The following is a 22074-nucleotide window of genomic DNA, read 5'->3' on the forward strand; positions in this document are numbered from 1 at the left end:
GTTGTCGATGTGGTTGTTTTGAACGGTAGAGCGTTGATCATTCACGCCGCACGGGGATTGAAACCGTGCAGATCAATCGACGTGTGTTGTTGGCCGATCAGCTCGCCGAGCAACTGTGCGCTGCCGCAGGCCAAGGTAAAACCGAGCGCACCGTGGCCGAGATTCAGCCATAGATTGCGATAGACCGTGGCACCTAACAGTGGCACACCGGTTGGCGTCGCCGGGCGCATGCCAGCCCACTCGACAGCGGCGTCGTAGCTTCCGGCGTCGGGGAAGGTGTCGCGAGCCTGACGTTTGATCAGCACCAATCGTTGTGGATCAACTGCCGGATCGAAGCCGACAATATCGACCATCGCCGCCACGCGCAGCTGTTCGCCGATACGCGCGTAGACGATCTTGCGGTCGTAGTCGGTGATGCTCACGTCGGGCGCGCGGTGCTTGCTGCCGATCGGCACGGTCAGGCTGTAGCCCTTCAGCGGGTAGAGCGGTAAACGTAAACCGGGCAACGCCAGAAATGAACTGCGATGGCCGGCGGCGATGACCAATTGCTCGACCGGCAGCGTTTCACTGCCCAACTCGATAGCGGTGACCGCGCCGTTGCTGTGCCGAATCGCAGTCACCGCTTGGCCGAGGCGAAACTCGCAGCGCCCGGACGCTCTCAATCGCGCCGCCAGTTGCTGACAGAAACCGTGGCAATCGCCAACCTCTTCATCCGGCGTATAGATCGCGCCCACAAACGGCGCATCGGTCAGCGCCGGTTCCAGTTGCGCGCATTCGCTGGCGGACAACACCTGCTGTTGCTGCGGATCGGCCAGGCCTTTGCGTGCATGCTCAAAACTGCTGGCATTGCGGAAGGTCACCAGTTTGCCGTTGCGCCGCCAGTTGAATCCGTCCAGCCCATCGTCCTCGCGCCAGCGCTTGAGCGTGCTCTGGCTGAACAGCGCCAGACGCAGCAGGTGCGCGGCATTTTCACGGTTGACCGAAGTGCGGCAGGCAGCGAGAAACGCCGCCATCCAGCGCCATTGCGCAGGATCCAGACGCGGACGCAGCTTGAGCGGTGAGTCGCCACGCAGCATCCAGCCTATCGCCTGCACCGGCACGCCGGCGTCGGCCAGCGGCGCGACGTAGCGATAGGACAACTGGCCGCCGTTGGCAAAACTGGTCTCGGTGCCGAGCGACTGCCGCGCCTCGATCACCGTCACCTCAAAGCCGTCGCGCACCAGCGCATAGGCCGTCGCCAGACCGATCACGCCACCGCCGATGATGCACACACGCTGAGCCATTGCTGCCTCTGAATCCTGGTAAAGACGAATCCGAGGTTAGAGCCAGGTGACAGCCGCCGAACAATGAATAAAGATGCCTGGACCATAAACAAAGGTTATGGAATCGCCATGCGTCTACGTCACATCGAGATTTTCCAGGCCATCCGCCAGACCGGCTCGGTCAGCGGCGCCGCGCAGCTGCTGCACGTTTCGCAACCGGCGGTGAGCAAAGTGTTGCAGCACGCCGAACAGCAACTGGGGTTTCCGTTATTCCTGCGCGTGCGTGGCAAGTTGCAGGCGACCCCGGAAGCGCTGGAGCTGGAGCGTGAGGTCGACAAGGTCACGGAAAGCCTGCAAGGCGTGCGACGTCTGGCGCAGAGCCTGCGTCGCGAGCCGGGGCACAGTTTGCGCATCGGTGCGACACCGGCGCTGGCCTTGTCGTTGTTGCCGCCGGCGATTCATCAGTGGACGACGCGTTACCCGGACATCGCCTGTGAACTGTCCAGCGCCCACAGCCGTGAGCTGATGCAGAACTTGTTGATGCGCGAGGTGGATGTCGCGCTGACGTTGCAGTTGCCCGATCACCCGGCCCTGAAAGCGCAGGCACTGGCATCAGGGGTGTTGGTGGCGTTGGCGCCGAAAGATTTCTGGCCGGTTGAAGAAGCGGGAAAACCATTGCCATTGATGGCGCTGGCGGGAGCGTCGTTGATTGGGTTGTCGAGTGCCGATCCGTTGGCGGCGCGGCTCGACAGTTATCTGGAAGCGGTCGAGCCGCCACCGCTGGTGCGGATCGCCGTGCAGACGTATTCACTGGCGCGAGCGATGGTGGAATCGGGTGCGGGGGTGGCGGTGATTGATCCGTTTACTGCACTCGGCGCGTCTACGGCGACCACCACGATTCGCCCGTTGGCCCCGCCTTTGCCGATCACGCTGTACGCCGTGACCCGCGCCAGCGAACCGCCGCCGCATACCCTGAATGGTCTGCTGAAAATCTTCAGTGATCGTGCACAGAAGCAACTGGAAGAACTGGTTCCCCTGTAGGAGTGAGCCTGCTCGCGATAGCGGTGCATCAGCCATATACGCTGTCGACTGACAGGACGCCATCGCGAGCAGGCTCACTCCCACAGCGGGATGGTGGTGTCTCTAGAGGACATAAAACAGAATCGCCACAAAGTGCAGCAAACTCCCGGCGATCACGAACAGATGCCAGATCCCGTGCGCATGTCGCAACCGGTGATCGAGGGCAAAAAAGATAATCCCCACCGTGTACAAAATCCCGCCCGACGCCAGCCAGGCAAACCCTGTAGTGCCCAGCGCCGCAATCAAAGGCTTGACCGCCACCAACACAATCCAGCCCATCACCGCGTAAATCACGATCGACAGAATCCGCGCTTCCGAACGCGGTTTGATCTCTTGCAGGATGCCGATCAGCGCCAGCCCCCAGACAATCCCGAACAACGTCCAGCCCCACGGACCGCGCAGGGTCACCAGGCAGAACGGCGTGTAACTGCCGGCAATCAACAGGTAGATCGAAAAGTGATCGACCTTCTTCATGATCGCTTTCTTGCGCCCGCGCACGCTGTGGTACACGGTCGAAGCGCTGTAGAGCACCAGCAAGGTAAATGCGTAAATCGCCACACTGACAATCTTCCACGGGCTGCCGTCGAGGCAGGCGATCACCAACATCCACACGCCACCAATAAATGCCGCCACCGCCCCGACCAGATGGGTCCAGGCGTTCAATCGTTCTCCGTGATACATGTATTGCTCACCTCACATTCGTTACCGCAGCGCGCAAGGCTCGGGCCTTCAGCGTAAAAGCGCAATGTTTCTGTTCAACATCAGCCTGCGCGCGTCGTGGTAATTGGGCACAATCGGCCGATACCAAAAAGAGTCCGCGCCATGCTGATCGACGAAGAATTGACCCTGAAAAAACTCGAGGTGTTCCTCGCTTTCATGCGCACCGGCAACCTCGCCCGTGCCGCTGCCGAGTTGCAGACCAGCAACGTCAGCGTGCACCGCGCCATTCATTCGCTGGAAAGTGCCCTGCGCTGCCCACTGTTCAAACATGAAGGCCGAAACCTGACGCCGCTGGAAAGTGCCTATGTATTGGAGGAGCGCGCGCAGAAGCTGATCAACGACGTTGTCGAAAGCGTACGCCTGACCCGCGAAGCCGCCGGGTTCTCTGCCGAACGCTTCAAACTCGGCTCGCTGTACTCACTGACCGTGAAAACCGTGCCGCAACTGATCATGGGCCTGAAGATTCGCCGCAGTGAACTCAACATCGATCTGATCCTCGGCTCGAACATCGACCTGCTCTACAAGCTGAAAAACATGGAAGTCGACGCGATTCTGGTATCGCTGGACGACAGCGTCAACGACCCGGATTGCGAGCAGATCGCGCTGTTTTCCGACGATATCTTCCTCGCCACCCCGGCGGACTCAAAGTTCGCGCAACGCAGTGAAGTGGATCTGGCCGAGGTGCGCGATGAAACGTTTATCACGCTGACCCAGGGCTTTGCCACGCATCAGGACGGTAACCGGGTATTCAAGCAGGCGGGGTTCGAGCCGAAGGTGGCGATGCAGGTGAATGACATCTTCACGCTGCTGAGCATGGTCAGCTCGGGGGTGGGTTATGCGTTGCTGCCTGGAAGGATTGCGGCGGTGTATGAGAATCGGGTGAAGTTGATTCCGTTGCAGGAGAAATACCGGTTGCAGCAGCACATTGGTGTGGTGTTCTTGAAGGCCAAGGAAAGGGACCCGAATTTGCTGGCGCTGTTGGCGGAGTGTCGGATGTATGCGAATCGGCAGGTTGGGGTTTAGATCAAGATCAAAATCAAGAGCTACCCCCTCACCCCAGCCCTCTCCCCCAAGGGGTAGAGGGGAAAGGGAGCAGATCTTCATGGGTTTCAAGACCTGAGTTCGACTCAGGACTTTCAAGTCGGCGTACCTCCAACATCCAACGCGGTCAGTCCCCTCTCCCCCAAGGGTTAGAGGGGGAAAGGGAGCAGACTTCATGGGTTTCAAGACCTGAGTTCGACTCAGGACTTTCAGGTCGACGTACCTCCAACATCCAGCTCGGTCAGTCCCCTCTCCCCCAAGGGTTAGAGGGGTAAAGGGAGCAGATCTTCATGGGTTTCAAGACCTGAGTTCGACGCAGGAATTTCAGGTCGATGTATAGCGCCAAAACAACTCGGTCAGTCCCCTCTCCCTCCGGGAGAGGGCTAGGGTGAGGGCAGCCTTTAGCGATTACCCCACCAACCCGCGCATCGCCAAGAACAACAGCGAAGGCCCAAGCAAACACCCGAGCGCGGTATAAAACGCCGCCGTCAGACACCCATAAGGCACCAGTTTCGGATCCGTCGCCGCCAACCCGCCGGCCACACCGCTGGACGTGCCCATCAGCCCGCCAAAAATCACCGCACTGCGCGGGTTGTTCAAACCGATCATTGGCGCTACGAACGGCGTCATCACCATCACCAGAATCGCCTTGATCAGCCCCGCCGCAATCGACAGCGCCATCACCTCGGAACTCGCGCCAATCGCCGCGCCGGTCACCGGGCCGACGATGTAAGTTACCGCGCCCGCGCCAATCGTGGTCAGGCTCACCGCGTCGGTATAACCGAACGCCATCGCCACACCGACCCCGGCGACAAACGACGTGCCGACCCCCACAAACAGCGCCAGCACTCCGACGAACCCGGCACGCTTGAGTTCATCGACACTCACGCCAAACGCCGTGGCGACAATCGCGAAATCGCGCAGCATCGCCCCACCGAGCAAGCCGATGCCCGACAACAACGGAATATCCACCACGCCCTTCTGCCCACCGGTCAGCGCACCGCCGACATACGACAGCACCAGCCCGAGCAAAATGGCGATGGCCGAGCCGTGCAGGCGGCCCTTGGTAAAGGTGTTGGACATCCAGTAGGACACCCACATGGTCAGGCCGACAATCAGGAAACCGCTGATCAAACCGTAACCGGTGATCACTTTCATCATTGATTCGTACATGGCGCTTACCCCGCAGTCTTGGCTGGAGCGATCGGGGTCTGCTCCTTGTTGCCCATGCGCGTCAGCACGGGCACCAGGGCAAAAGCGATCACCACGGCAAGTGTGCCGGCGAGAATAGCCATTGGCCCGCCCTTGAGCGCGCCATACACGTTCTGCTGCGCTGCCATCGCCACGACGATCGGAATGTAGATAGCGCTCCAGAACTCGACGCCCTGCTCGGTCTTGCCCTTGAGCCAGCCGCTTTTGTTCAGATAACTGCCCAGACCGATCAACAGCAGCATGGCAATGCCGACGCCGCCGACGTTGGCCGGCACGCCGATCAGCTTGCCGAGCAGTTCACCGACCCAGATACCCACCAACGTACAAAAGGCGAGAAACGCCACACCGTAAATAATCATTGTTGTAGTCCTCAAAGTGCATCGTCGAATGTTGTTTTTGTTGTTCGAAGCTTGAGTCGGCGGTTTTAGAGTTGGTGGCCACCCTCCTCACGCAACAGCGCCTGCAAGGTGTCGAGACGCGCACTGTCGAAGGCAGTGACCGTGCCCTGTTCGAACACCCGGCGCGCCAGCCCGGTCAGCACCGCACCGGGCGGCAGTTCGATCTGTAAACGCACGCCGCGCTCGTAGGCGCTTTGTACGGTGCCGCGCCAATCCACCACGCGGCACATGTTGAAGGTGAGGTCGTCGCGCAGGGCTTCTACTTTGCTCACAGGGCGTGCGCGGCTGCCGCTCAAGTAAGCGATTTTCGCGGTTTTCAGTTCGACCTTGGCGAAGGCTAAGGCGAGGGTTTGCGCCGGTTTTTCCAGCAACGGGCAGTGCGACGGCACGCTTACCGCCAGACGTTTTGCCAGACCGGCGCCACGACTGCGCGCCAGTTCGGCCACGGCTTGCATGGCCTTGTCACTGCCGGCGATCACCACCTGATTGTCAGCGTTGATGTTGGCCAGATACACCGGCGAATCCTCGCTGTGCACCTGCGTCACCAGTGTTTCGACTGTGGATAACTGCAGGCCGATGATCGCGGTCATGCCGTAGCCCTGTGGATAAGCCTGTTGCATCAACTCACCGCGCAGGCTGACCAGATGCAACGCGTCGCTGAAGCTCAATGCACCCGCAACCACCGCTGCCGGGTAGGCGCCGATGGACAGGCCGGCGACGTAGTCCGCCGTGAGTCCGTCCAGCAATAACTGCCGAGAAGCAGCGACGCCAGCGATCAGCAAACAGAGTTGAACCGCCCTTGTCGTGCGCAACGCGTCGCTGGAATCCAAGAGCAAGACATCTTCGCCAAGCACATCGCTGGCCTCGACCAAGGTCTCGCGGGGCAAGCGCTGAAGCATGCCCGCTTGCTGCGCGCCCTGGCCGGGGAACACCAGCAGACTGCTCACGCTGCCTGCTCCTGCGGGTTCCATGGATCGATCACCAGGCAAGCCTGATGAGCATTCTTCAGCAGCACACGCGCCGAACCGCTGGCCCATTCACGCAATGCCACAGCACCGAACGGCGTCTGCAATTGCAGGTCGACCCGGCATACAGCCTGATCAAAAAGCTCGACCAGTTTGCGTGCCTGATTACGCGTGATCATCTGCGGCGTACGCAGAATCAGATCGAGATCGCTGGCCGCGTGCATCGCGGTAAAACCGCTGGCCAATTCAAACCCGACACTGCCGCTGACACCCCAGACCCAACCGCAGTCATCGAGCATCGGCCGCAGTTGTTTGAGCGCCTGCATGACTGGCAGATCGCGCTCGCACTCAACATGACAAAGCGCTTCAGGGCTGACCCGACAGGCAATCGAATCGACGGCCATAAATGTCGCCAGCCGCTGTTCGCGCTGCACGCCGCGCACGCCGACCGCGACCAAACCGTCAGCACTCAACGCCCGCCGCACCACCACCGGTTGCCCGGCGGCCAGCGACTCGACTGCCCACAACGGCGCATCCGCCGGCAACTGCGCCGGGCTCATGCCCCAGAGCAAGTCGTGGGCCAGAGGCGTGTTCACCACTGTGCCCTCAGCAATTCGCGAACTTTGCTGGAGGCGGCACGATTCTTCGCGCCGAGACGATTGCTCAGATCAGTGCTGACGACATCGCCGATGGCTTGCTTCAGGCACTCGTTAACTCTCGAAAGATCCTCCGCCGTCGGCTGCTCAATCTGTTGCACCGACAGGGTTTCCCAGAGCAAGCCAAGACTCGCATAGCTGTCGATGTCATACGCCATCGGCGGCACACTGGCGGCCAGCGCTTCCAGCTCTTCGACACTGCGCAACGTCACCCGCGCCGCCGAAGCCTTGCCCATGGCATGCACCATCACGCCGGGATCACGCAGCGCGATCAAACGATTGGCTTGATAACCGTGAGCCAAAAACGCCCCGGACATCGCTTTACCGACCAACAACGCAATCACCGGATGCCCGGCCAACCGCGCGCGGGCGTAACTGTCCGCCGCCCCGGCCAGCGCCTGATGAATGCCGAGTGCTTCTTCGCGCCGACCATAAGCCTGGCTCGGCACATCGACGATGGCGATGATCGGGCGCTTCTGCGCTTTGTCGCGGTCAGCGCTGATCGCGTCATCCACAGCCTTGGCCAGACCCCAGCCTTCGAGCAAACCGACTTCGCCATTACGAGCGCGAGGGAAACGATTGTCCGGGTCAGCGACCACCGCGATAAAACGCCCCAGCTCTCCGTCAGCAACCCTCAACGAGGGCGGCAGTCCTTCAACACTTTTAGCGCCCGCGCTCAAGGCGTTGAACCAGTTCAAACCGCGCAGTGAATAACCGCTCATGAGCGCTCTCCTTGATACAGATCGCGAACCACCGACGGTTCGATTTGCGGGTCAGTGTTCAGGCTGCTCAGGCGTTGCAGAAACCAGTCGGCGCGTTGGCTGCGCGGTTGTTCCGGCAAACCTTGCTGAAGCAATTCACCGACCTGCTGACGAATCTTCGCCACGTCATCGGCGACATAACGATCCACCAGACCACTGGCGAAACGCTGCTCGCCACCGGTCAGGCTCCAGATGAATGGCCGGTCGCGGGAGTCGTATTCCTCGATCCCGGCTTCCTGTTCGATCACCTGCGGGCCGTTCAAACCAAGGCGCGCTTCCTGAGTCACCAATAGATAGCTGCACAGCGCAGCGGCAATCGACATACCGCCAAAACAACCAACGCTACCGGCGACCACACCGACCACCGGTTGGTACTGCTGCAAATCGACAATCGCCGCATGAATATCAGCAATCGCCGCCAGCCCAAGATTGGCTTCCTGCAAGCGCACGCCACCGGTTTCCAGCAGCAATACCGCGCGAGTCGGAATACCTTTGCGGTTGTCTTCAGCCGCCAGTTCCAGCGCGCCGGCAATCTTCGCCCCGCCGACTTCGCCAAGACTGCCGCCCTGAAACGCGCCTTCAATTGCGGCAATGACCACTGGCAAACCGTCGAGGCTGCCCTTGGCAATCACCACGCCGTCATCGGCCTGCGGCACCACGCCCTGACGTTCAAGCCACGGCGACATCACCCGTTGAAACGGATCGAGCAACTCACGAAAACTGCCGGCATCGAGCAAGGCTTTCGCCCGTTGCCGCGCGCCGAGTTCGACGAAGCTGTGTTTGTTGAGCAACGCTGCGCTGTCAGTCATGGCCGATCTCCTCGAAACCTTGTTCCAGTCGCAAGCGCACCACCCCCGGCGTCGCGCCGAAGTCGTGGATATCGATGGCCATCGCCGGCGGCGTGGTGCCGTCGAACATCCGCGCAAACAGGTGCTGCCAGCGCAGTTGCGCGCCGTTGACCGAGGTCTGCACATTGATCGTCAGCTTGCCGGCCAGACCCGGTTCGATCAGCACTTCCAGATCACCCGAGCCAACACAACCGACCAGCGCGCGACCGCGTGGTGGCTGCCCGGCGGGGAATTCAAACGATAGGGTTTCCATCAAAACGCTCCCTGAAGGATGCCGTCGCGCTCGATGCGATCGAGCAGCAGCGTGGCGGCGAGCAAGTCGGCGGCGCCACCGGGCGAGGCATTCAATGCGATGAGTTGTTGATCCAGTTCGTGCAAGCGACGACGCCCCCTGAGGCTGGCGCTGCCACCGGCATCGAGCACCGTTTGCGCGCCGGACTGCATGGCGTGCAAGCCCTCTTCACCGGCGCGGTAGAGCACGCAGGTGTCGGCCAGATTGGTCATGATTGCGAGCAAGGCGTCGAGGCGAGCGTTCTGTTCGCCGCTGGCGTTGGCGCGGCTGCGTTTGAGTTGTGGCAGGCCGCGTTGCAGCACCGAAGGGAAGCCGAGTTGTGCTTCTTCACGCGCACCACGGGCGCCGTAACGCAGGGCGACTTGGGCGCCGTGGCTCAACGGTTTGGGTGCGTAGCGGTCATCCAGCAACGCCAGACGTGCGGCGCGCAAGGTGACGGCATTGGCGCTGGAGGATTGCGGTTCCAGTGCAGCGGCCGTCACCAACAATCCCAACGCCCAAATTGCACCACGATGCGTGTTCACGCCGTTGGTGGTCGTGAGCATCGCTTGCTCGCCTTCACGACCGATGCGGCCAATCGCTTCGCGCAACGTTGAATCGACTTCACCGACTTCAACCGCCGCTTCAGCCATCTCCTTGAACGCCGGCCACAACGACAATGCCGACGCGTGCATCAAGCCCAGGTGCAGATCGGTATGCGCGCCGTTGCCGCGACGGTCAACCAGTGCCGGTTTCGGCGACAGATCGGCTTCGTCGATCAGCGCGTCCACCGCCAGATCGGCCAATCGATCGGCCAGGGACAGCGGTTTCGCTTGCAGGTTAAATGCGTGCATTACCAGCTCCTGAATTTGGCGGGCGGGTTGTACAGGCCGCCAGACCACTCGACCAGATCGGCCACGCTCTTCGCCGCGAGCAATTCGCGAGTGGCGTCGGTGCGGCGGATACCGAGGTCTTCGGGCAAGGCGATCAGGCCTTCGCGGCGCATGCGTTCGGTGTCTTTCGGGTTGTGGCGCAGGCCGATAGCGGTGACGCCCGCGACGGCGGCGATCATCGCTTGGCGTTCTTCCAGCGAGCGCGCCTTGTACAGGTAGGCGATGCCTTCTTCGGTGAGCAAGTGGGTGACGTCGTCGCCGTAAATCATGATCGGCGCCAGCGGCATGCCGCTTTTCTTCGCCACTTCTACCGCGTCGAGGGTTTCAACGAAGGTCGGTTTGCCGCCCTCCTGGAACGTCTCGACCATTTGCACCACGAGTTTCTTGCCGCGTTCGAGCATCGGCTGCTGCGAGTCGTCGTGACGCATGTCCAGCCACGCCGGGGTGCCGTGACGGCGACCGCGCGGGTCGTGGCCCATGTTCGGCGCGCCACCGAAACCGGCGAGGCGACCACGGGTCACGGTCGAGGAATGGCCGTCGCCATCAACCTGCAACGTCGCGCCGATAAACAGATCCACCGCGTATTGCCCGGCCAGTTGGCAGAACATCCGGTTGGAACGCAGCGAGCCGTCGCGGCCGGTGAAAAACACGTCCGGGCGGGCGGCAATGTAATTTTCCATGCCCAGTTCGGTGCCGAAGCAATGCACGCTTTCGACCCAACCGCTCTCGATCGCCGGGATCAACGTCGGGTGCGGGTTGAGCGTCCAGTTGCGGCAGATCTTGCCTTTGAGGCCGAGGGATTCGCCGTAGGTCGGCAGGATCAATTCGATGGCGGCGGTGTTGAAACCGATGCCGTGGTTGAGCGACTGCACATTGTGTTTTTCGTAGATCCCACGAATCGCCATCATCGCCATCAGCACATGCACAGGTTTGATGTGGCGTGGATCGCGGGTGAACAGCGGCTCGATATAGAAAGGCTTGTCGGCGACCACGACGAAATCGACCCATGAGGCAGGGATATCAACGCGCGGCAGCTCGCTGACGTCGTCGACCAATTGGTTGACCTGGACGATGACAATGCCGTCGCTGAACGCCGCCGGTTCGATCAATGCAGGGGTGTCTTCGGTGCTCGGGCCGGTGTAGATATTGCCGGCGCGGTCGGCCATGAACCCGGCAGAGAGCACGACGTTGGGGATCAGGTCCACCACCAGCCGCGCGTAGAGTTCGATGTAGGTATGAATCGCGCCGATTTCCAGCAGGCCGTCTTCCAGCAACTGGCTGATGCGCAGGCTCTGGGTGCCGGCGAAGGAGAAATCCAGTTTGCGGGCGATGCCGCGTTCAAACAGGTCGAGGTGTTCCGAGCGACCTACGCTGGGCATGATCATGTGCAGGTCGTGGAGCTTTTCCGGGTCGGCTTTGGCCAGCGAACGGGATAGGAAATCCGCCTGCTTCTGGTTGTTGCCTTCGAGCACCACACGGTCGCCGGGATGAATCAGCGCTTCGAGCGCGGCGACGATCTTGTCGGTGGGCAACACCACACCGTCGGCCAGCCCGCGCACCTTGTCGAGCCGGCGCTGCTTCTCATCGCGCCGCCGCGTCCAGCGCGAGTCGGGGGAAATTGTTGTTGTCATGCTCACTCCACGGGGTTCGCTGTCGTGGAGCTAAGGTAGGCGCGTGGGGTGGGGGCATCAATCAAGCGCGGTGGTGAATCGTTACGCTCAGGGTAACGATCAAGAGCCGCCCTCACCCTAGCCCTCTCCCGGAGGGAGAGGGGACCGATTGGGGGATATTCAGGAATTGCGCCGACCTGGGAATGTTGTACTGAATCCGGAAGCCAGGTTTACCAAACCCATAATCGACTCGGTTTTTCCAGGTCGATGCACAGCGCCAGACACCTCGGTCGGCCCCCTCTCCCTCCGGGAGAGGGCTGGGGTGAGGGTCAGCTTTTAAGTCACTCCGTCGGCACCAACTTATCCAACAAACGATTGACGGCCATCTCCGCCACCATCACCACCTGCGCAATACCCTGCACAGTCTTGCGGTGCGTACCTTCAACCATCGCCGCATGGTTGTTGAGCATCACCGTAGCCGAACCGAGGGTTTCGCTGGCGTCAGCCAGCAGGGATTCGGTGTCGGCATTGGGGTTGGCCATGTACAGCGTGTTGGGGGTGTAGGGCGTGGCCATCAGATCGGCGTTGGTCGGACCGAGATAATGGTCGAGGGCGCGTTCGGCGGCTTCGTGGAATTTCTTCGAATCGGGGGATTCGTAGGGGGATGCGGGATCTGCAAGCGGGGGGTTAGGCGTTGGTTTAATCATCTTCAGGTTCCGAAATAAAGCTGGAACCGCTTCTCTGCTAAAAGAAGGGGTGGCAGCTGAACGCAGGTTAGCAGACCGGGGAACCTAAGGAAGCCGGCGCGCCGAAGCGCCCTGCGCACAGCCGCCATCGAATGCAGGCGCTGAGCCTGACGATGATGCATGTGCACCCTTAGATTAACCACGAGCTGCTAAACCCGATCACTGGGAATCAGTGACGGAATCAAGTTACGCAGCATGCCCAAGGCGCACAAGCCGGCGGATTCTGGTGCATGCGTAGGCAGCGGCGCAAGGATTTGTAGGCTAGGGAGCCGTAACACCGGGTGTCTTTAAACAACGCGACTGGTAGGCGTTTATTGCGCACAGAGATTGAGGATTTGTCTGTCGGATTGAGGTGTGGCGACTGGCGCTTTCGCGAGCAAGCTCGCTCCCACAGGGGATCTGTGTCGTGCCCAAAATCTGTATTCACTGAAGATCAAATGTGGGAGCGAGCCTGCTCGCGAAGAGGCCAGCCGAAGCGGCGCAAATTCTGGATCATCAGTGAACCAGCCCAGCATCCACCAACAACTTCTCCAGCCCAAGCAAGTCAGGCACCTTCGCCACTTGCTCCCCGACCTGCACCGCTGCCTGCTCCAGCGAGCACAACGGCACATCGACATAACTCAACTGACTATCAAGCTTGTACGACCGCGGAATCCCCTGCACCAGCAGCGCAATGAACTTCAACTCCGGCAACCCACCGAGCGCATTCAAAATCACGATCCGCGCGCGCTCGCCAATGACGATTTTCTGCCCGCACGCCGATTCAAAACTCAGCAGCGGAATCTGCCTCTCACGCCACTTCACCCGCCCCAGATACCACGGCGGCGTATCCAGATCGAAAGCGCTGGCCTGATAGTCGATCAACTCCGCGACAGCAACGTTAGGCAGAATCAAATTGCGATCCGCCAGCGGCAGCAATAGCCCGGTCAACTGACTGCTGCGCTGATTATGCCGGCGCTCATGCATGTTTCTTGCTCCACTGGGCAATGCTTTCAAGCAGCACCGACTCTTGATACGGCTTGCCGAGGTAGTCGTTGACGCCGATTGCCATGGCGCGGTCGCGGTGTTTCTGCCCGGTGCGTGAGGTGATCATGATGATCGGCAGGTGTTGCAGACGTTCGTCGTTGCGCACTTGGGTGGCGACTTCGAAGCCGTCCATGCGCGGCATTTCGATGTCGAGCAGCATCAGGTCGGGCATGTGTTCTTCGAGCAGCAGCATGGCGTCGACCCCGTCCTTGGCGGTCAGCACGTTCATGCCGTGGCGTTCGAGCAAGCGGCTGGTGACCTTGCGCACGGTGACCGAGTCGTCGACCACCATCACCAGTAGCGGTTTGTGTGGTTCGCTGTCGATTTCCGGCAGCGCCGGTGTCTGTGCAACCCGCGCCTGCATCGCACGGATCGGCGCGAGCAAATCGAGAATCAGCACCACCCGGCCATCGCCGAGAATCGTCGCCCCGGACACGCCCTGCACCGCCGCGAATTGCGCGCCGAGGCTCTTGACCACGATCTCCCGCGTACCGGCCATGGTATCGACCAGCACCGCGATGCGCCGGTCGTTGTAGTGCACCAGCAGCACCGGCAATGGCAGATTCTGGCCGAGCAGTTTCGGCCGTGGCGTGGTTTTCAGCAGTTCGCCGAGATAGCACAGTTCATAGGTCTGGCCGCCGTACTGATAACGTGGCGGATCAACCCGGAAGTGAGCTTCCAGATCATTCGGCAACACGCGGACGATGCCTTCGATGGTGTTCAGCGGAATCGCATATTGATCCTCACCGCACTGCACCATCAGCGCACGGTTGACCGACACGGTGAACGGCAGACGAATGCGGAAATGCACGCCCTGCCCCGGCACCGAATCGATGCTCATGCTGCCGCCCAGTTGCCGTACCTCTTCGTGCACCACGTCCATGCCGACGCCACGCCCGGAAATCTGGGTGATCTTTTCCGCTGTGGAAAACCCCGGCTGAAGGATGAACTGCAACACGTCGCGGTCGCTGATTTCGGCTTCCGGCGCGAGCATGCCGCGCTTGATTGCCTTCTTGCGCACGGCTTCCAGCGGCACCCCGGCACCGTCGTCGCGAATATCGAAAACGATGTCGCCGCCCTCGCGGGACAGGTCGAGGCTGATCTGCCCTTGCGCCGGTTTACCCGCCGCCAGCCGCACTTCGGCGGACTCCAGACCGTGGTCGACGGCGTTGCGCAGCATGTGTTCCAGCGGCGCCGCCATACGCTCCAGCACGTTGCGATCCATCTCGCCTTCAGCGTTGCCGACGACAAATGCGACGTCTTTATTCAGCTCTTCGGCGACCTGGCGGACGATGCGTTTCAAGCGCGGCAACATGCGCTCGAACGGCACCATGCGCGTACGCATCAGGCCCTCCTGCAATTCGGTGTTGATGCGGCCCTGTTGCTGCAACAGGTTCTCGGCGTCGTGGTTGCGGCGATCAAGGGTTTCCTTGAGGTCGAGCAAGTCGGATGCCGATTCGAACAGCGCCCGCGACAATTGCTGCAATTGCGAATGGCGGTCCATTTCCAGCGGATCGAATTCTTCGTAGCCGAGGCGTTCGGCATCGACTTGCTGACGGCTGAGAATCCGCCCCTGGGTTTCGGTGTCGAGACGGCGCAACTGATCGCGCATCCGTTCGATGGTGGTTTCCATCTCGTTCAGGGCGATCTGTGCGTCGTTGACTTGTTGTTCGATTCGGCCACGGAAGATCGAGGTTTCCCCGGCCAGATTGACCAGCTCATCGAGCAGTTCGGCGGAGACTTTGACCATGTCCGCGCCAGCCTCGGCAGCCGGCGGCGCAGGTTCGGTCTTGGCGGGCAGCGGCAACGCTGGCGGTGTTTCGACCGTTACCGGGTGACTGAAATTCTGGATCGCATTGATCAACCGATCCGCGGGCGGGCACGGTTGCCCGGCGCGCACGCCATCGAGCATTTGCGCCAAGCGATCATGCCCGCGCTGCACCAGCGCAAACAGCTCCGTCGATGGCTGCAACGCGCCGCTGGAAAGACTTTCGTAAAGGTATTCCAGCTCATGCGCGAGGTCGCCGATCGGGCCGATCTCGACCATCCGCGCGCCACCCTTGAGCGTGTGCAGATCGCGCAGCAGGGTTTCCACTTCCTGACGATTGCCCGGCTCCGCCTGCCAGCGCAGCAGCGCGGCGCCGGAGTTTTCGATGATGTCGAAACCTTCTTCGAGGAAGATTTCCAGCAGTTCCGGATCGTGGCCAGCGCTGTCATGATCGGCCGCTGGCTGGGGCGTTTCGCTGACGGTCTGGCCTTGACGCACCTGACGCAGGGTTTCGATCAAATCCTGCGCCGGGGTCAGTGGCTGATGCTGTTGCAGTTGTTCAAGCAGCAGCGCCAAACGCTCATGACTCTTGAGCAGCAGACGCCTCAAGGTTTCGCTGTAGTTGAAGCGACGATCGACCAAACCTTCGTAAAGGCTTTCCAGCTCTTGAGCCAAATCGCCGATGGCCTCGACTTCAGCCATCCGCGCGCCGCCCTTGAGCGTATGCAAATCGCGCTGCAACGAGGACAGCGGCGCAACGTTATCCGGGTCGTTCAGCCAGCGCTGCAAGGCTTGGCCGGAGCTGTCGAGAATGTCCACGGCCTCTTCAAGGAAGATCTCGACAATCTCGTCATCGGGCTCAAGCGCCGTTGCCTTTTGCTGCAACTCGGCGGTGGCGCTGCCCAGTTCACGGATGCTCAGGGTGCGGCTGCCATCACTGCGGATCAGGCCCATCGACGACGGATCGAGACTCTCATCAAGCAGGTCATGCAGCGCCCGAATCCGCGCCGGTTGCGGCGTGACTTCCTGTCCGGCCGCCAGTTCGTCGAGCATGTTGATCAGCGCTTCATGGGCGTTTTGCGCTTCCTGAAAAAACCGTTCGCTGACCGCCAGGCTGCTTTCTTCCACCGCGCCATACAGGTCAAGCAAGGCTTCGCACAACACATCGACTGGCAGCAGATCGGCCAGGTGCGCGCCTTCGCCAAGGGTGGTCAGCTCATCCAGCAACGCACTGAGTTCCTGACGCTCGCCGGGGTGTTGCTGCCAGCGCTGTAACAGGCTTTCAGCATCCAGCAGGATATCCATGCCTTGAGCGAGGAAGTTGTTGATCAGTTGCGGATCGCGCTTGATCCGCAGGCCGGTGTTCGGCGCACTGAGGATCGATTCCAGACGCTCGGCGAGCAGGGTTTCCGAGCGTTTGATCAGCGACTGCGCACCGACAATCGGCGCCAGCGGATCATGCTTGAGTTGACGCAGGCCGACGCGGAACAAGCCCTCGGCTTCGAGGAGCAATTCCACTTCGTCGAGGTCCAGCGGCAACTGGTGCGCCTTGAATTCGCGGGCCAGTTGATCGAGCGGTGCAGCCAGTTCGGCAATCGGCAATACGCCGGCCATCGAGGCACTGCCCTTGAGCGTGTGCAAGGCGCGCTGCAACTCGTCGCTGGCCTGCAACGGCACATGCTCGGCGGCCTGATCGAGAAAACGATTGAGGCTGGCGAGGTGCGTCTCGGCTTCTTTGCGGAAGATTTCCAGCAACAGCGGATCCAGCGCCGCGACATCGTCGACGTCTTCGGCAGCCAGCGGCTCAACCCCTTTGGCCAAGGCGTGCGCACGGGCCGCGAGTTGATCGACATCGCTGCGTTGCCGTTGGCTGTTAGTGGCGAATTCGCTGATCAGCTCGGGCAGCAACAGCACGGTGTCGGTCAGCACTTGCTGCACCACCGAGCCCGGTTCGACACTTTGTTCGAGCACACGGTTGAGCAGGTTTTCCACTGCCCACGCCAGCTCACCGAGAATCAGCGCGCGGACCATGCGCCCGCTGCCCTTGAGGGTGTGAAAGGCGCGGCGCAGTTCGGTCAGCGCATCACGATCCTGCGAATTGGCGATCCAGCGTGGCAGGTATTCATGGAGAACTTCGAGGACTTCGTCGGTCTCCTCAAGGAACACTTCGCGCAATTCATCGTCGACCGGTTCTTCATCGGCTGGTGGCGGCATCAGGCTGCCGGGGGTGATCAGCGCTGGCGGGTTGACCGCTGACACCGGGCTGGCCAGAACGTCGGCCAGCGACTGCACGATCTCCGGGTCGTCGAGCGCCTGCATGTCCTGCATCACCAACGCTTCGCTGGGGCTGAGCACGTCTTCGAGGACGGGAACGTGCGGCTCATTTGGGAAGAAACCGAGGCTGGCGAGGGATTTCTGCGCGACATCCAGCAGTTGCTCGCCCGGTGCCTGCGGGTCGTCGCTCAGGCGCTCGAGGTAATACTCGAGGCTGCTGATGACATCGGCCAGATGATCGAGTTGCTCCCAACCCGGCTCGTGCGGATCAAGCAACAGATGTTCGCGGATAAACCCGTTGCACGCCTCGACCAGACTTGCCGCGCGGTTCAACGGAATCATCGCCAGTGCCCCGCGCACCTGAGTCAGCAGCGCCGGCAACGGTTGCAGGTGCTGGCGATCCCAATCGGCGTCGATGTAGTCGACGATCATGTCCTTGGCTTGTTGCAGGCAGATGCGCGCTTCCTTGATGACGATCTGATGGATCTGCGTCAGGTCGGTGGTTGGCAGGCGCGTATCTTCCGGGCTTTCCGGCTCGACGGTGCCGACCATTCCGGCCAGCGTCGCTTCGACGTAGAGCAGCGCGCCGGCAACGTCCATCAGGATCGCGTCGTTCGGTTCGCGCTGGCCCTGAGCGAGGCTGAGCACCACGGCCAATTGATCAATGATCACTTTGCGCGGCTGGCCGAAACCGAGCACCGCGAGGGTGTCGGCAATCTGCCGCAGGGGTGCGAGCAGGTTTTCCAGATCCGAGGTGTGCTGGCGGTCGCTGCGCACGAACAGGTCGAGGCGCTCCTTGACCCGCACCAGTTCTTCACACAACGCCGCCAGCACCGAGCGCATCGCATCGCGATCGGGGCCGGCCAGGCGCGCGCGTTCTTCGTCGACCATCGCGCTGTCGGGCAACGCGTCGTCCAGGGAGTAGCGATCTTTCATGGTCAGCATCTGCCCGGTGGGATGTTCGGCTTTGGCAATATAGAACAACAGGCTTTTCAGCAGCTCAGCCGGAGGCGGCTGATTGAGGCCGGACATACCTTGCTCGAGCAGACGCTTGAGCTCTTTGTCGGCATCCTTGAACAGGCTGCGCAGCGCCGGGCTGTTGGCGATGACGCCTGCGCGCATGCCCTCGACCAGCGCCGAGGCGACTTGCCACAGCGGACTCAGCGGCGAATCACCGCTCAGCGCTTCGAGGCGAGTGAATACTTTGGCCAGATAACCGAGGTGGGTCTGGTCATCCTGCTCGCGCAGCAAACCGACCAAAGCCATTTGCAGCATCTGGCGCAATTTGCGCAGCACGTTCGGCAGTTCTGCCGGTTCCAGCAGTGCCAGCGCTTCTGCGTTTAGCGGTGCCAGTTCGGGCAATTGCGGGCTGAACAGGCTGGTTTCAGACAACAGGCTTTCGCCACGGGCGCTGCGCAGATCGTTGATCAGCGGCAGCACCACCAACGGCAAATCTCTCCGGGCGCTCTGCACGCGGTCGAGGTAAATCGGCAATTGCCCAAGGGCTTGCAGCAACAGGTGCAGGGCTTCGTCGCGATGGCTGACGCGCTCGTGCTGCAAGGCTTCGACCAGATGTTCCATTTCTTCGGCGAGCAAGGCTGCGCCGTAGAACTCGACCATCTGCAAACTGCCGTGGACCTGATGGATGTGATCCAGGCACTCGTCCAGCCCGGGAAAGGCTTGCGGGTCGTCGAGCACGGCTTCAATTGCTTGATGCGCCTGTTTCAGCGTTTCGGCAATTTCGCCTTTGACCCATTCGAGGGCCACGTAGTCGTGCCGATCACCCATAACCACTCCACTCACGCTTTATCTGTCGCCGCCGGCAAGGTGAAGCCGGACACCGAACGCCGTAGCTGACTGGCCATTTTCGTCAGGTTGCCGATGCTCTCGGCGGTGGCCGTGGAGCCGGACGAGGTCTGCGAGGTGATCTGCTGGATCACGTTCATCGTCAGCGAGATCTGCCCGGCCGAAGTCGTCTGCTGCTGCGCTGCGTTGGAGATGCTTTGAATCAGCGCCGCGAGGGTCTTCGACACGCCTTCGATTTCTTCCAGGGCCACACCGGCATCCTGCGCCAGTCGCGCGCCGCGCACCACTTCGGTGGTGGTTTGCTCCATCGAGATTACCGCTTCGTTGGTGTCGGTCTGAATCGCCCGCACCAGGGTTTCGATCTGCCGTGTCGCGGCGGACGAGCGTTCGGCCAGCCGCTGCACTTCATCGGCGACCACGGCAAACCCGCGCCCGGCATCACCAGCCATCGACGCCTGAATCGCCGCATTGAGGGCGAGGATGTTGGTCTGGTCGGCAATGTCGTCGATCAGGCTGACGATGTCGCCGATTTCCTGCGACGACTCGCCGAGACGCTTGATGCGTTTGGCGGTGTCCTGGATCTGTTCGCGAATGTTGTCCATGCCGTGGATGGTGTTGTGCACCACCTCGTTGCCTTTGTTGGCGATCTCCACGGAACGCTCGGCGACCGCTGAAGACTCGGCGGCGTTGGCTGATACCTGGTCGATGGATTCGGCCATGTCGCTGATCGCCGTCGACGCTTCGGAAATCTGCTGGGCCTGATGCTCCGAGGCCTGGGCCAGATGCATGGCGGTGGCCTGGGTTTCCTGCACGGCGGCAGCAACCTGGCCGGCGGTGAGGTTGATCGTCGCGACGAGATCGCGCAGTTGGTCGACGGAGTAGTTGATCGAGTCGGCGATGGTGCCGGTGAAGTCTTCGGTCACCGAGGCGGTCACGGTGAGGTCGCCGTCGGCGAGGTCTTCGATTTCATCGAGCAGGCGCATGATCGCGTTCTGGTTGCGCTCGTTCTTCTCGGCGGTTTCGCGTAACTGGCGATTGGTTTCCCGGACCATCACCAGACCGATGAGGATGATCGACGCCAGCGCCAGCAAACCAAGGACATAGCCGCCGATGGTGTCGGTGTTGCGCCCGCCGGCAAGGTTCTCGAAGCGAGTGGCCAGGTGCGAGGCTTCGTCGAGCAGGGTTTGCGAGAGGCTGAAGATGTTGCTCGCCGATTCACGGACTTTGAACAGCTCCGGCGAGGTTTCGAGGATTTCATCCACCGAGCCGGAAACGAACTGGAATAGCTCGGAAATCTCGCTCAAACGGGCACGGGCGTCACGGTCTTCGACCTGGCTGATTTTCAGCGTCGGATTGCCTTGCAGCATGCCGTTGAGCACTTGGCCGAAACGGGTGGCATCACGGCCAAAGGCATCGGCGGCTTGCTGCGAGTTTTCGTCGCCGGCGAGCACGGTGTTGACCGCGCCAAGGATGCGCTCGGCCAGCAGCGATTGACGCTGGGCCATCGCCACTTGTGCGGCAGGAGCGCCACGTTGCAGGAGGATTTCGACGACTTTTTCGTATTCGATCTGCAACTGCGGCACGGTTTCGGCCAGAGTCGCGGCGACCTGATGCAGCGACAGCACGGTCTGTTCGCTGGAGAGAATCGCGTCGGTGTTTTTCAGCAGGCGTTCCCAGTCGAGCTGCACGGCGCGCATTTCCGGGCGCACGGTGGCCGGCGCTGGCGGCAGGCCGGTGGCGGGGTCGCCCTTTTTCAGGTAACCCCAGCGCTGAGCGAAATCGTTGCGCGCATCGCTGAGCAACTTGAACGCGGCAGCCTTGCCGGCGGCGGCTTCGGTGGCGTTCTTGGCGATGCGTTGCGAGAGCACGCGCAGTTCACCGGCATGGCCGATGTACTGTTTGTCGTAGTTCGCCTGGGTGTTGAGGTAAGCGAAGTTGGCGAACAGCAGCATGATGAACACGATCAGTGCGATAAACAGCACGATGATCTGCGAGCGACTGCGCGAGCCTTCCGCCGGCTTGCCTGTTTTTGCTTTTGTCATCGGTCCTCGCCCTTAACCCACACCTTTGAGGCCTGCTGCAATCCCTGTGGGAGCGAGCTTGCTCGCGAAAGCGCTGGGTCAGCCAATATTTGTTTCGCCTGACACGCCCTCTTCGCGAGCAAGCTCGCTCCCACAGGGGACGGTGTTGAATCTGTTATACCGCGACGCTCATGAACACCGGGGATTTGGCCAGCGCAAACAGGCTGAACACCCGCCAGTTCTGCTCACGGCGGAAATAGCCTTTGACGAACTCGGCCTTGGAGCCCTGGCGCTTGCTGATCGAAACGGGTTCAAAGCTGTCCTGCTCGAAATGCTGCAGACCAATCACCTCATCGACCATCAGCCCGGCGAACACATCGCCATGCTCGACCACCAATACCCGCCGCTGTTTACGCAACGGCGACAGTTCATGCCCGAAAAATCCGCACAGATCCATGATCGGCAGCAGCCGCCCACGCAGGTTAGCCACGCCTTTGACCCACGGCTTGACCCCGGGTAACTGGGTGAAACGCGGTTCGTGCAGCACTTCGCTGACTTCGCCCATCGGCGCCACATACCAATGCTCGCCGAGGCGAAAGCCGATGCCGCTCCAGCGATCCTGGCGCGCCGGTTGCGACGGCAGGTCTGCCGCCAGCAAGCGGCAGCGCTGGTCGATTTGCCAGAGCAGTTCGAACGCGGTCAGCGATTCGCTCATG

18 protein-coding genes are annotated in these 22074 nt (G+C 61.3%); 2 read left to right on the forward strand and 16 right to left on the reverse strand.

Going from position 1 to position 22074, the window contains the following annotated elements; translation table 11 throughout:
* Positions 1–41: 41 nt before the first annotated feature.
* Positions 42–1283 carry a D-amino acid dehydrogenase gene (locus GTU76_RS15910; protein WP_180699038.1) on the reverse strand — a complete coding sequence of 414 codons (1242 nt, stop codon included), beginning with the start codon at positions 1281–1283 and terminating at the stop codon, positions 42–44.
* Between the two features lie 108 nt (positions 1284–1391).
* Here GTU76_RS15910 and GTU76_RS15915 point away from each other — a divergent pair, with 108 nt between their 5' ends.
* Complete coding sequence (locus tag GTU76_RS15915) at positions 1392–2303, forward strand: LysR family transcriptional regulator (protein ID WP_016984765.1); 912 nt, start codon at positions 1392–1394, stop codon at positions 2301–2303.
* Positions 2304–2405: 102 nt separating this feature from the next.
* On the opposite strand, the gene trhA is transcribed toward GTU76_RS15915, so the two are convergent.
* The gene (gene trhA, locus GTU76_RS15920) at positions 2406–3023 is read right to left on the reverse strand and encodes a PAQR family membrane homeostasis protein TrhA (protein WP_016984764.1); all 618 of its coding nucleotides are present in this window, start codon (positions 3021–3023) and stop codon (positions 2406–2408) included.
* A gap of 141 nt (positions 3024–3164) precedes the next feature.
* On the opposite strand from trhA, the gene GTU76_RS15925 reads away from it, so the two are divergent.
* Positions 3165–4085, forward strand: coding sequence for a LysR family transcriptional regulator (locus tag GTU76_RS15925; RefSeq protein ID WP_016984762.1), 921 nt, complete (start codon positions 3165–3167; stop codon positions 4083–4085).
* Positions 4086–4511: 426 nt separating this feature from the next.
* Here the strand turns inward: GTU76_RS15925 and madM are convergent, their stop codons facing one another.
* The 14 genes from madM to GTU76_RS15995 form a co-directional block, all read right to left on the reverse strand.
* Complete coding sequence (gene madM, locus GTU76_RS15930; protein ID WP_016984761.1) at positions 4512–5276, reverse strand: malonate transporter subunit MadM; 765 nt, start codon at positions 5274–5276, stop codon at positions 4512–4514.
* A 5-nt stretch (positions 5277–5281) separates the two neighbouring features.
* The gene (gene madL / locus GTU76_RS15935; protein ID WP_016984760.1) at positions 5282–5674 is read right to left on the reverse strand and encodes a malonate transporter subunit MadL; all 393 of its coding nucleotides are present in this window, start codon (positions 5672–5674) and stop codon (positions 5282–5284) included.
* Positions 5675–5739: 65 nt separating this feature from the next.
* A complete protein-coding gene (gene mdcH / locus GTU76_RS15940; protein ID WP_180699039.1) occupies positions 5740–6660 on the reverse strand; it encodes a malonate decarboxylase subunit epsilon in 921 nt (306 codons plus the stop codon).
* The gene (locus GTU76_RS15945) at positions 6657–7277 is read right to left on the reverse strand and encodes a malonate decarboxylase holo-ACP synthase (protein WP_180699040.1); all 621 of its coding nucleotides are present in this window, start codon (positions 7275–7277) and stop codon (positions 6657–6659) included. The genes mdcH and GTU76_RS15945 overlap by 4 nt, the downstream gene beginning before the upstream one ends.
* Positions 7271–8056: a biotin-independent malonate decarboxylase subunit gamma gene (mdcE, locus tag GTU76_RS15950; protein ID WP_180699041.1), complete on the reverse strand. Its 786-nt coding sequence runs from the start codon at positions 8054–8056 to the stop codon at positions 7271–7273. Before mdcE ends, GTU76_RS15945 begins: the two co-directional genes overlap by 7 nt.
* On the reverse strand, positions 8053–8904 hold the full coding sequence (locus GTU76_RS15955) for a biotin-independent malonate decarboxylase subunit beta (RefSeq protein ID WP_175555540.1): 852 nt from the start codon (positions 8902–8904) through the stop codon (positions 8053–8055). Before GTU76_RS15955 ends, mdcE begins: the two co-directional genes overlap by 4 nt.
* A complete protein-coding gene (locus GTU76_RS15960; protein WP_007913697.1) occupies positions 8897–9196 on the reverse strand; it encodes a malonate decarboxylase subunit delta in 300 nt (99 codons plus the stop codon). Before GTU76_RS15960 ends, GTU76_RS15955 begins: the two co-directional genes overlap by 8 nt.
* A complete protein-coding gene (locus tag GTU76_RS15965) occupies positions 9196–10068 on the reverse strand; it encodes a triphosphoribosyl-dephospho-CoA synthase (RefSeq protein ID WP_180699042.1) in 873 nt (290 codons plus the stop codon). The genes GTU76_RS15960 and GTU76_RS15965 overlap by 1 nt, the downstream gene beginning before the upstream one ends.
* Complete coding sequence (mdcA, locus tag GTU76_RS15970; protein WP_093429846.1) at positions 10068–11738, reverse strand: malonate decarboxylase subunit alpha; 1671 nt, start codon at positions 11736–11738, stop codon at positions 10068–10070. The genes GTU76_RS15965 and mdcA overlap by 1 nt, the downstream gene beginning before the upstream one ends.
* Positions 11739–12058: 320 nt before the next feature.
* Complete coding sequence (locus tag GTU76_RS15975) at positions 12059–12424, reverse strand: DUF6124 family protein (RefSeq protein WP_180699043.1); 366 nt, start codon at positions 12422–12424, stop codon at positions 12059–12061.
* A 534-nt stretch (positions 12425–12958) separates the two neighbouring features.
* Entirely contained in the window at positions 12959–13429 is a 471-nt protein-coding gene (locus GTU76_RS15980) for a chemotaxis protein CheW (RefSeq protein WP_180699044.1), read from the reverse strand.
* Positions 13422–19319, reverse strand: coding sequence for an Hpt domain-containing protein (locus GTU76_RS15985; RefSeq protein WP_180699045.1), 5898 nt, complete (start codon positions 19317–19319; stop codon positions 13422–13424). The genes GTU76_RS15980 and GTU76_RS15985 overlap by 8 nt, the downstream gene beginning before the upstream one ends.
* A gap of 11 nt (positions 19320–19330) precedes the next feature.
* The gene (locus GTU76_RS15990; RefSeq protein WP_180699046.1) at positions 19331–21379 is read right to left on the reverse strand and encodes a methyl-accepting chemotaxis protein; all 2049 of its coding nucleotides are present in this window, start codon (positions 21377–21379) and stop codon (positions 19331–19333) included.
* A gap of 154 nt (positions 21380–21533) precedes the next feature.
* The gene (locus GTU76_RS15995; RefSeq protein ID WP_180699047.1) at positions 21534–22073 is read right to left on the reverse strand and encodes a chemotaxis protein CheW; all 540 of its coding nucleotides are present in this window, start codon (positions 22071–22073) and stop codon (positions 21534–21536) included.
* Position 22074 lies beyond the last annotated feature (1 nt).

This window comes from Pseudomonas crudilactis (assembly GCF_013433315.1).
Classification (GTDB): domain Bacteria; phylum Pseudomonadota; class Gammaproteobacteria; order Pseudomonadales; family Pseudomonadaceae; genus Aquipseudomonas; species Aquipseudomonas crudilactis.